This window comes from Streptomyces sp. SID3343, assembly GCF_009865215.1.
Lineage (GTDB): Bacteria > Actinomycetota > Actinomycetes > Streptomycetales > Streptomycetaceae > Embleya.
Window position 1 is genome coordinate 1 of record NZ_WWJX01000381.1, and the last position, 10,576, is coordinate 10,576.

The 10,576-nt window shown below is 69.0% G+C and carries 10 protein-coding genes; 4 read left to right on the plus strand and 6 right to left on the minus strand.

Annotated features, from left to right (window positions below):
- From GT354_RS12850 to GT354_RS12865, 4 genes are all read right to left on the minus strand, one after another.
- The gene (locus GT354_RS12850) at window positions 1-822 is read right to left on the minus strand and encodes an AraC family transcriptional regulator (RefSeq protein WP_161356435.1); all 822 of its coding nucleotides are present in this window, start codon (window positions 820-822) and stop codon (window positions 1-3) included.
- Between the two features lie 46 nt (window positions 823-868).
- On the minus strand, window positions 869-1,810 hold the full coding sequence (locus GT354_RS12855; RefSeq protein ID WP_346012003.1) for a carbohydrate ABC transporter permease: 942 nt from the start codon (window positions 1,808-1,810) through the stop codon (window positions 869-871).
- Window positions 1,807-2,721 (minus strand): sugar ABC transporter permease, encoded by a 915-nt coding sequence (locus tag GT354_RS12860; RefSeq protein WP_237534695.1) that lies wholly within the window; start codon window positions 2,719-2,721, stop codon window positions 1,807-1,809. The genes GT354_RS12855 and GT354_RS12860 overlap by 4 nt, the downstream gene beginning before the upstream one ends.
- Window positions 2,722-2,879: 158 nt before the next feature.
- On the minus strand, window positions 2,880-4,235 hold the full coding sequence (locus GT354_RS12865) for an extracellular solute-binding protein (protein ID WP_161356436.1): 1,356 nt from the start codon (window positions 4,233-4,235) through the stop codon (window positions 2,880-2,882).
- Between the two features lie 351 nt (window positions 4,236-4,586).
- Between GT354_RS12865 and GT354_RS12870 the strand changes: the two genes are divergently transcribed.
- Window positions 4,587-6,410, plus strand: a complete 1,824-nt coding sequence (locus GT354_RS12870; RefSeq protein WP_272923811.1) for a glycoside hydrolase family 35 protein — start codon at window positions 4,587-4,589, stop codon at window positions 6,408-6,410.
- A 61-nt stretch (window positions 6,411-6,471) separates the two neighbouring features.
- Here GT354_RS12870 and GT354_RS12875 read toward each other — a convergent pair whose 3' ends face one another.
- The gene (locus GT354_RS12875; RefSeq protein WP_346012004.1) at window positions 6,472-7,065 is read right to left on the minus strand and encodes an ATP-binding protein; all 594 of its coding nucleotides are present in this window, start codon (window positions 7,063-7,065) and stop codon (window positions 6,472-6,474) included.
- Window positions 7,066-7,315: 250 nt separating this feature from the next.
- On the opposite strand from GT354_RS12875, the gene GT354_RS12880 reads away from it, so the two are divergent.
- Both GT354_RS12880 and GT354_RS12885 read left to right on the plus strand, forming a co-directional pair.
- On the plus strand, window positions 7,316-8,182 hold the full coding sequence (locus GT354_RS12880; RefSeq protein WP_161356439.1) for a helix-turn-helix transcriptional regulator: 867 nt from the start codon (window positions 7,316-7,318) through the stop codon (window positions 8,180-8,182).
- A complete protein-coding gene (locus GT354_RS12885) occupies window positions 8,179-8,373 on the plus strand; it encodes a DUF397 domain-containing protein (RefSeq protein WP_161356440.1) in 195 nt (64 codons plus the stop codon). Before GT354_RS12880 ends, GT354_RS12885 begins: the two co-directional genes overlap by 4 nt.
- Window positions 8,374-8,388: 15 nt before the next feature.
- On the opposite strand, the gene GT354_RS12890 is transcribed toward GT354_RS12885, so the two are convergent.
- The gene (locus tag GT354_RS12890) at window positions 8,389-9,276 is read right to left on the minus strand and encodes a LysR family transcriptional regulator (RefSeq protein WP_161356441.1); all 888 of its coding nucleotides are present in this window, start codon (window positions 9,274-9,276) and stop codon (window positions 8,389-8,391) included.
- A 665-nt stretch (window positions 9,277-9,941) separates the two neighbouring features.
- Here GT354_RS12890 and GT354_RS12895 point away from each other — a divergent pair.
- A partial coding sequence (locus GT354_RS12895; protein ID WP_161356442.1) for a nitronate monooxygenase occupies window positions 9,942-10,576 on the plus strand: 635 nt, incomplete at its 3' end.

Sequence of the window (10,576 nt, forward strand, 5' to 3'; positions counted from 1 at the left end):
TCAGGGCCGCCCGGCGTCCGGCTGGCCGGCCCGCCGAAACTCCGACGGCGACTGTTGCACCCGCCGCGAGAACAGCCGGGCGAAGTAGGCCGGGTCGTCGTAGCCGACGTTGCGGGCCACCTCGTGGATCGACTGGTCGGTCGCCAGCAGCAGCCGCTTGGCCCGGGACAGCCGGGTGCGGACGATGTACTCCTTGGGCGTGGTGCCGGTCGCACGCTGCATCTCGCTGCGCAGACCCGCCTCGTCCAGGCCCAGCCGACGGGCGTGTTCGCCGACCGTGAGCGGTTCGGTGGCGTGCTCGTCGAAGTAGCGGACCACGCGCGAGCCGTCCTCGTCGACCCGGATCGTCTTGAGGTCGATGATCAGTTGGTGCACGATCGCCGACGTGACCACCTCACGGTTGGGCGCCCCCGGCTCGACGGCGGTCAGCAGCCGGTCGAAGCCGGCCCGCAACGGCCGTACCCCGCCGAGCGACATCACCGGCTCGGCCCGGTCGAGGAATCCCAGGTCCTCGTAGGCCGCGGCGGTCGGCCCCTCGAAGAGCACCCAGTGCTCGCGCCAACCCGTGGGGTCGGGGCTGTACGCGTGGTACTCGCCGGGGAACAGCAGGAAGGCCGCGGGCGCCTGGACGGGGATCCGCGGCGCGTTGCGGTGGCCCGAGCGAAACCAGCCGGATCCACCGGTGATCAGGGTGAGTTGGTAGCACCCGAGCACGCGGCCCTCGAACTGCATCGCGGTGACCTGTTGCCACCCGACGCCAAGGCACACCAGGCCCAGGCGCTGGTGTTCCTTGGCGGGCGTGAGGTAGCGCGCGAAGATCATGGTGCGCCGATCGTACGGCGAACGCGCGTGTGCGCACCGGAGTTCGTCACGCCTTGACCCCGCCGGCGACCAGGTCGGTGCGCCAGAATCGCTGGAGCGACAGGAACGCGGCGACGAGCGGGATCACCGACACGAGCGCGCCGACCACGACGAGGTTCGCGTGCGGTTGGTTGGGGTCGCTGTTCCACGCGTTGAGACCGAGGGTGACCGGCCACAGGTGTTGGTCGTTGAGCGTGATGAGCGGCAGGAAGAAGTTGTTCCAGGTCGCGACGAGTTGGAACAGGAAGATCGTCACCAGGGCGGGCGACATGATCCGCAGGCCGACCGTGCGGAAGATCCGGAACTCGCTCGCGCCGTCGAGCCGGGCCGCCTCGATCAGTTCGTCCGGCACCGACGCCTCGGCGTAGGTCTTGGCCAGGAACACGCCGAACGGGCTGACCGCCGCGGGCAACAGCACCGCCCACACCGTGTCGACGAGGTGGACCTTGGACAGCATGAGGTAGATCGGCAGCGCGAGCATCGGCGTGGGGATGAGCACCGCGCCCAGGATCACCGAGAAGATCGCGCCGCGCCCGCGGAAGTCGTATTTGGCGAGCGCGTATCCGGCCATCGCGGCGAGGAAGGTGGCGACCGCGCCGCCGCCGACGGCGTACAGCAGGGAGTTGAGCACCCAGCGCAGGAAGATGCCGCCGTCCTCGTCGAACAACTGGCGCAGGTTGCTGCCGAGGTTCCAGTCGGCGAACCAGAAGCCGTTGCTGCCGAAGAGGTCGCTGGAGGACTTGGTGGCGGAGACGATCAGCCACCACACGGGCATCAGGAAGTACGTCGCGACCAGGAAGAGGAACGCGGTGGTCAACACCTGCGAGCGCACGGGGGCGTTGCGGCCGGCGGCGACCGCGGGCGTCTTCTTCTTCGTGGTGGGCTTGGGCATCGGGTTCGGCTCGGTGGTCACGCTCGTGGAGGTGGGCGGGATCGTCGGCGTCGTCACAGCGCGGACCTGCCGTTCGTGAGCCGGGCGGAGAGCTTGAGGACGGCGAACGACAGCAGGCAGGTGCCGAGCGCCAGCAGCACGGACACCGCCGCGCCCTGGCCGTAGTCGTTGTTCTCCACGGCCTTGTGGTAGGCGCTCATGATCGGTGTGTAACTGGCGTCCACGGACGCGGTCAGCGGCCTGAGCACGCGTGGTTCGGTGTAGAGCTGGAGCGTGCCGATCACCGAGAAGACGGTGGTCAGCGCGATGGCCGGGGCCACCAGCGGCACCTTGATCTTCCACGCGATCCGCCACGGGCCGCAGCCGTCCAACTCGGCGGCCTCGTACAGGTCCTGGGGTATCGCCTGGAGCGCGGAGAAGATGACGAGCATGTTGTAGCCGGTCCACGTCCACGTCACGACGTTGGCGATCGACCACAGGACGGCACCCTCGCCGAGGAAGTCGGACGGCAGGCCGACGGCGTCGAGCATGCCCACGACCGGGCTGGAGCGCGGCATGTACAGGAAGGCCCACAGGATCGTGGCGACCACGCCGGGGATCGCGTAGGGCAGAAAGTACGCGGTACGGAAGAAGCCTTTCAGGCGCGCGGACTTCGCGTCGAGCAGGAGTGCGAGCACGAGCGCGAGGCCGAGCATCACCGGGACCTGGACGACGCCGAACAACAGGACGCGGCCCATGCCCTGCCACAACGCGTCGTCGTCGAGCGCCTTCGAGTAGTTCTCGAAGCCCGCCCACTCCCTCACGGGGGGCGTCAGGCCGAGGCCGGAGCGCCGCATCTTGTGCAGGCTCTCCACGATGGCGTAGCCGACGGGGACGGCGTACATCGCGGCGAACAGCACGCCGAAGGGCGCGAGGAACATCAGTGGCGCGTTCCGCCGGCGCTTGCGCCGCGGGGTCGGTGCGCTCAAGGGCGGGCTCCCGGTGAGGATGGTGGTGAACCGGTACCCGGCCCGTCGTCCGCGCGTCGGGGCGCGCGGACGACGGGCTCGGTATACCGAACTCTGTTGCTGGTGCCGGTACTTCGGCTGTCTCTACGGTTGTCGCGGGTGACGCCGCACGGGTCGGGTCAGCCGGCGGACGCCTTGAGGCCCTTGTCCTGGATGGCCTTGACCGTGGTGCCTTGGACCTCGGTCAGCGCGTCGGCGAGCTTGCCGCCGCCGGATGCCGCCTTGCCGATCCTGTCGGTGAGGTCGGTGGAGACCTGGGTCATCGTGGGGCCCCACTGCCAGCCGGTCGGGGCCTGGCCGGCCGACTCCTTGAAGATGTCGTAGATCTTTTGGCCGCCGAAGTATGCGGACGGCTGCTTCATCGCGTCCAGGTCGGCGCCGGCCGTGGCCGCCGGGTAGATGCCGGCGTCCTTGACGAGCGTGCCCAGGCTGCCCGGGTCGCTGCTCATCCAGTCGGCGAAGGTCACCGCGGCCTTGGTGTTCTTACAGCCCTTGAGCACGGCCGTGCCGGAGCCGCCGATGTTGCCGGTGCTCTTGCCGGCCGCGTCCCACTGCGGCATCGGCGCGACGGCCCACTTGCCGGCGGCGTCCTTGGCGTTCTCTTCGAGCAGCGCGGTGAACCACACCGGCCCGACGTAGGTCGCCACGCTGCCGTCCTGGAAGCGCTTGTACCAGTCGGGGGTGAACGTGGGGTCGGCCGAGACGCTCTTCTTGTCGAGCAGCTGCTGCCAGTACTGGGTGACCTTCTGCGTACCCGGCTCGGTCATCCCGACCTTCCAGGTGTCGCCTTCCGGCTTGAACCACGTGCCGCCGTTCTGCCACGCCATGCCCGCGTACCACCACGGGTCGTTGCCGCCGAACGCCGAGTAGGACACGGCGGGGTCGGCCGTGTGCACCTTGTCGGCCTGCTGGGCGAACTCGTCCCAGGTCTTGGGCGGGGTCAGACCGTTCCTGGTGAACACGTCGGTGCGGTAGAACATCGCGACCGGGCCGGTGTCCACGGGTATGCCGTAGGTCTTGCCGGCGACGCTCATCTGCGACCACGCGCCCGCCGAGTACTTGGACTTGACCGCGGCCGCGTCCTTGTCGACGTCCTGGAGCGCGCCCTCGACCAGGAAGCTGGGCAGCGTCTCGTAGCCCATCTGCGCCAGGCACGGGGCGTTGTTCGCCTTCACCGCGGCGAGCATCTTGGCGTAGCCGCCCTTGGAGCCCGGCTCGACCTTGTTGTAGGTCACCTTGATGTCGGGGTGCGACGCGTTGAACGCGGACACCGCCTTCTCGTAGGCCGGGTTCCAGCCCCAGAAGTCGAGCTGCGCGCTGCCGCTCCGGGCCGCCGTGCCCCCGTTGTCCTTCTTGTCGCCGGAGTCCGAGTCGGAGCCGCAGGCGGTGAGCGCGGTCAGGGCCGCGATCGTGGCCGCGACGGCTGCGTTGCGGGCCGTCTGGCGACCGCGGCGCGGGCGGGATTTACCCCACATGAGGTAGCCGTCCCTTCGAGGGGTGGGCAGGGCTCGACCGAGCCCGGCGGGTGATTGGAGGCAGTTGAGGCTGTCTGGCCGCCGATCATGCGCCCTGCCCGTTGAGGCGTCAACGGGTTGTCGCGGTGATCATGGATTAGTCGAGATGATCCGCGAGAAAAGTCCAAGCGGATCGAGCCCGAGTGGCAATGTGTGCGCGGCCGAGGGTATCGACCCTGGTGACGGACACCCTGCGGCGGGTGGGAGGCCGCAGAAAAGTCCACGAGGCCACTGAGAAGAGTGCATATCCGGGGTCCGACACTCATGCACGATGATCCGGTCCCACCGCACCGGATCTGCCCGAGGAGTGTTTTGACCACCCCCAGCCTCGTCCCGGGTCTCGTCCCGAGCCTCACCCCGAGCCTCGTGGCGAGTCGGGACGGATTCACGCTCGACGGCAAGCCGTTTCGGATGCTCTCCGGTGCCCTGCACTACTTCCGCGTGCACCCCGCGCAGTGGGACGACCGGCTCGCTCGACTGCGGGCCATGGGCCTGAACACGGTCGAGACCTACGTCGCGTGGAACGTGCACGAACCGACGCCGGGGCGCTTCGACTTCACCGGCGGCAACGACCTCGTCGCGTTCCTGCGCGCGGCCGAGCGGCACGGGCTCAAGGCCGTCGTCCGCCCCGGCCCCTACATCTGCGCCGAGTGGGAGTTCGGCGGGCTGCCCGCGTGGCTGCTCAAGGACCCGGGGATGCGGCTGCGCTGCGCCTACCCGCCGTTCCTGGCGGCGGTGGATCGCTGGTTCGACGCGGTGATGCCGCTCGTGACGCCGCTGCTCGCCGAGCACGGCGGTCCGGTGATCGCGGTCCAGGTGGAGAACGAGTACGGCAGCTACGGCAACGACGTCGCCTACCTGCGCCACCTGCTCGACGGGCTTCGCGCGCGCGGCGCCTGCGGCCTGCTCTTCACCTCCGACGGCCCCACCGAGCCGATGCTCCAGGGCGGCACGGTGGCGGGCGTACTGCCCACCGTCAACTTCGGCTCACGCGCGGGCGAGGCGTTCGAGGCGCTGCGTCGGTGGTCGCCGGACGGGCCGCCGGTGTGCATGGAGTTCTGGAACGGCTGGTTCGACCACTGGCGCGAGCCGCACCACGTCCGCGACGCGGCCGACGCGGCGGGCGTACTCGACGACATGCTCGCCGCCGGTGCGTCGGTGAACCTGTACATGGCGCACGGCGGCACCAACTTCGGCTGGATGAACGGTGCGAACGAGCAGGACGGCCGCTACCAGCCGACCGTGACCAGCTACGACTACGACGCGGCGATCGGTGAGGCGGGCGAACTCACCGAGAAGTACTGGGCCTTTCGCGAAGTCCTGGGCCGGTACACGGAATTGCCGTCCGAACCGCCGCCGGCGCAGCCGCCGCGCCTCGAGCTCGGCGAGATCGCGCTGCCCTCGGCCGCGGCACTGCTCGCGCACGTCGAGGACCTGTCGGCGCCGGTGTACTCGCCGACCACGCTCACCATGGAGGAACTCGACCAGGCGTACGGCCTGGTCCTGTATCGCACCTGGGTCAGCGGCCCGCGCGAGGCGGCCCCGCTGCACGTGGACGGCCTCGCCGACCGCGCGCAGGTCTTCCTCGACGGCGTCCCGGTCGGGGTGTTGGACCGCAGCGAGGGCGGCTCTGCGTCGTGCGAGATCGCCATCCCGGCGGGCGGCGCGCGTCTGGATCTGCTGGTCGAGAACTGCGGCCGGATCAACTACGGCCCCGACCTGCACGACCGCAAGGGCATCACCCGCGGCGTCCGACTGGAGCGCCAGACCCTCTTCGGCTGGCAGATGTACCCGCTCCCCCTGGACACCCCCCAGGGCCCGGCCCTGCCCGACGCCTCCACGCCGATCCCCGCCGGGGTCCCGGTCCTGCGCGCCGGCACCTTCGAGGTCGACGCCCCGGCCGACACCTTCGTCCGCCTCGACGGCTGGACCAAGGGCGTGGTCTGGATCAACGGCTTCCACCTGGGCCGCTACTGGTCGGTGGGCCCGCAACGAACCCTGTACGTCCCGGCCCCGATCCTGCGCCGCGGCACGAACACCATCACCGTCCTGGACCTGCACGGCTCGAAAACCCCACACGTCACCCTGACGGACACCCCCGACCTGGGCGAACCGGCGGCGGCGCCGGTGAGCTGAGCACGGGGTCCGAATAGTGTCGCTGGAGATAGTATCGGCGGCGATAGTATCTCCAGCGCTACTAATGACAAAGGCAAGGAATCGTCTCCGAGTCAGCGGTACCGGAGACACCCACGCAGCGGCACGGACGTGGGGCGGGCGGCGGCGAGTTCCGCCAGGATGGCCGCTCCATCGCCCGCACTTGCTCCGGCAATCGCGCCGCGACGTCCTTGCCGATGAGGAAATCCACCCGAACCCACTTGCCTCCGTCGTGAGTCGCACCGTAAGTCAGGGCATCGGCCACAGCTGCCACGATCTCCAGGCCACGGCCGCATTCGGCCTCCACAGCCGGGGCATCGCCGTGCGCGGACCAATGCAGGGGGACGAGTTCGGCGTCGGAAACCTCGACGACCAGCCACCGTCCGTCGATCCACCAATGCAACGAGATCGGCCCGGACCTGGTGTGTTCGAGGGCGTTGGTCGCCAACTCCGATACTGCGAGCTTGGCTTCGTCCGCGCCGATACCGAGCAGGGCGCAGACCTTGGCGACGTGGTCTCGGGCCAAGCGGGCCACGCTCGGATCGCGGGGCAGGGCAAGTCGGGGGGCAGGCACATTCTCTGTCGCGCCAAGCGCCGTGGACGGTGCGCGGTGTGAGTGGCTCATCTGCGGCCTCATTCCTGGGTGAGCCCGCAGCTGGCTGCGGGACGTCAAGGCACACGCCGCTTCAACCACAGTCACTCTCTGTGGCTTGAAGTTGTCACTACAGTAGCCATGAAACTTCACTGCGCAACCTAGTAGATGAAACTTCACTCCGGCGATGTCCTGTCATACTCACGTCTTGGGCGTTCGGCACATCGCTGCGCAGCGGGATCGAGCCCAGCAGCGGTACGGCAGGGCAGCGAAACACGGAAGCAGCGGAGGCGATGTGGCGCAGCGCGCACCTGACACGACGATGGCCAGCAGGCGATTCGGGCGCGAAATGGCCCGCCTGCGCAAGAGATCAGGCATCAACGCCGAGCAGGCCGGTCTCGTCATCGAGGTCTCCGACACGAAGATGAGCCGTATGGAGAACGGCAAGACCCTCCTCAAACGCGTGGAGTGTGTGGCCTTGCTCGATCGGTACCGCGCCACGGAGCAAGAGAAGGAAGCCCTCCTGGCGATGTCCGAGGCTGCGAAGGAGTCCTACAAGTGGCTCGGTTCGTCGGCCGTCATCCCGTCGGGACTCGGCACGCTCATCAACATCGAGTCGGAGGCGGCGCACCTGAGCGCGTTCAATTCGACGATCATCCTCGGCCTGCTCCAGACCGAAGAGTACGCGCGGGCGACCATCGTGGCGCACTGTCCGGACGAACCCAACGAAGTCGTCGAGGGACGCGTGCAGTTGAGGATGCAGCGACAAGCCATGCTCGATCGCGAGCAGCCGCTCCACCTCGACGTCGTCATCGATGAAGGGGCCCTCCATCGGCAGGTCGGCGGCCCCGCTGTCATGCGCCGACAGATCGAACGGCTCATCACCTCGGGACATCGTGACAACATCACCCTCCGCGTCGTTCCCGACCGTGCGGGTGCGCACAAGGGGCAGATGGGCTCGTTCCTGGTCGTCCGTTTTCCCGAGCCGACCATGGATCCGGACGTTGTCTACTGTGACGGTCTGATGGGCAACACCTTCGTTGAGAAACCCACCCAAGTCGAAGGATTCGTCAGCCTCTTCGACCAACTGCGAGACCTGGCACTCAGCCCTGTCGACACAGAGCAATACCTACTGCAGATCTTGAAAGGCAACCGAGGATGACACACCCCAACTACCCGACCGCCCTCTGGCGGAAATCCACCCACTCCGGCACGGGTGGCGACTGCGTGGAAACCGCCCTGCTTGTCTCGGGCCTCGTGATCCGCGACTCCAAGATCGCTGCCGGCCCGGTGCTGTCCTTTCCCCGCGACTCGTGGTCCGCCTTCACCGGGCGCCTGCCGCTTGGTCGGTGATGTCGCGGCCTGTACTCAGTCGGAGTCGGGTTCCTGGAAGCCTTCTCTTCTGGCCAGGTCCAGGAAGCGTCTGGCCAGGGGGGCTCTGGGGAGTTCTTTGCACACCAGGGCGATGGCGCGTTTGAGGGGTGGGTCCAGGGAGCGCAGGGTGGCGGCGTCGCCGAAGACGTCCTCGGCGACGTCGCGGTACCACAGCAGCGAGCCCTCGCCGTTGAGGACGCCGGCCACCCAGTTGATCGGGTCGTTGTGCTCGACGCTGGGGATCGGGCGCACCCACATCTCGGCGAACATCGTCTCGAACTGCGAGCGACGCTCGCTGCCGCGCTCGGGCAGGACCATCCGCAGGCCGTCGAGGGCGCGCCACGGCAGCGGGTCGGGCAGGTCCACGTCCGGCGGCGACGCGAGCACGACCTCGGTCTCGCACAGGCGAAACGTGCGCAGGTCGGACGGGCCCGGGGCTGCGGCCACGCCGATTTTGGCGTCGCCCGCGCGTACCGCCGCGAACACCGCCTCCTGGCCGAGGCAGCGGTTCACCTCCACCACCGCGTCGGGGTGTTCGCCGGAGAAGGCGGCCACCAGGCGCGCGACGTAGCCGATCGCGAGGGTCGGGGTGGTGGCGATCGTGAGCGTCTCCTCGGCGACCGGCGACACGATGCGGCCGATGTCCTCGATCGCGGTGACGGTGTCGAGGACGTTGCGGGCGAGGCGTACCACGCGCGCCCCCTCCGCGGTGAGCCCGACCGTACGCCCCTCGCGGGCGAACAGCTCGGTGCCCAATTCGTGTTCGAGTGCCTTGAGCGCGCGGGACAATGCGGACTGGGCGACGTAAAGAGCTTCGGCTGCGGCGGTCATGGTGCCGAAGTTCGCGACGGCGACGAGGTAACGCAGCTGCTGAAGGGTCACGGGCCGCACGATAACGGTGACTCGTACCACACCGGGAGACTGCGAAGTCGAAATATGTCGGGGCGCGGGCCGGAAATAGCCGACGGTGTCCGATCACATGGGCATCGGTGTATGCCGTATGGGCAAGGGTCGGCCGGATTGGATCATTCGGCTTACGAGGCGGGGACCTGCCGTTCGCCCGTACCAGGGCCGGCGAGGCGGCTACGGGGCCGCTCGTCGCGTGGCGGTGCGGCCGATCCGGTTTGGGAACGAACGTCGTTGACACCTCGATGCGGGAATCCCACGATACGGCGAGGCAATTCTTCGGCGCTTGAAGAATTTGCCGAGGCAACTGTTGAGCGAATTCAGGATTCCGCCGGCGCGGGGGTCCGAGCCGGCTGATCCGGGGCGATTTCGGGGCGGGATATGCCGTTCGTTCGGTCGTCGTTCCGTCGTCTTTTCGCGGTCGTTCCGCCGTTGTTCCGCCGTGTTCCGCCGTTGTTCCGCTTGTACAGGCGCGACCTTTACGCCGTTCCGTCGTCGTTTCGCCGTCGTCGTCCCGTCGTCGTCGTTCCGTCGTCGTTCCGTCGTCGTACCGCCGTCGTTCGCGGGTTCGCGGGCCGCCCTCGCGTGACCGTGCAACCCGTTGTCCGCAGCCCCGCCGTTCCCAAACGGAGGCACATCCCATGACGTCCGAGCCCACACGCCGCGACCTGGTTCTCGCGGTGAGCCCTTTCGGTCGCCCCAATGCCCGACTGGTGGCCGCCGCACGACGCGCCGGTGCGCTCGGGATCCTCGATCTCGGCCCGGATCGCGGGCGGGCGCGGGCCGAACTGGCCTCGGTCGCCGGCGCGGGGACGGGCTCCGTGGGGGTTCGGGTACCGGCCGGGTGCCCGCTTGTCCCGGAGGATCTCCCGGATCACGTCGACGTCGTGGTGCTGGCCCACAACGCGCCCTGGCGCCCCGACGAGCCGGGTCCCGGTCGGCGGGTGCTGGTCGAGGTCACGTCCGCCGACGAGGCGCGCGCGGCCGTCGCCTCGGGCGCCGCGGGGGTGATCGCCCGGGGCGCCGAAACCGGCGGCCGGTGTGCCGAGTTGACCACGTTCGTGCTGCTCCAACGGCTGCTCGCGGACGTACACGTGAGCGTCCCGGTGTGGGCGGCCGGCGGCATCGGCGAGCACACCGCCGCCGCGGCCGTCGCGGGCGGCGCCGCCGGGGTGGTGCTCGATGCCCAACTGGCGCTCGTGGACGAGTGCGCGCTGCCCACCGAGATCGCGGCGGCGGTGCGCGCGATGGACGGCAGCGAGACTGTCGTGGTCGC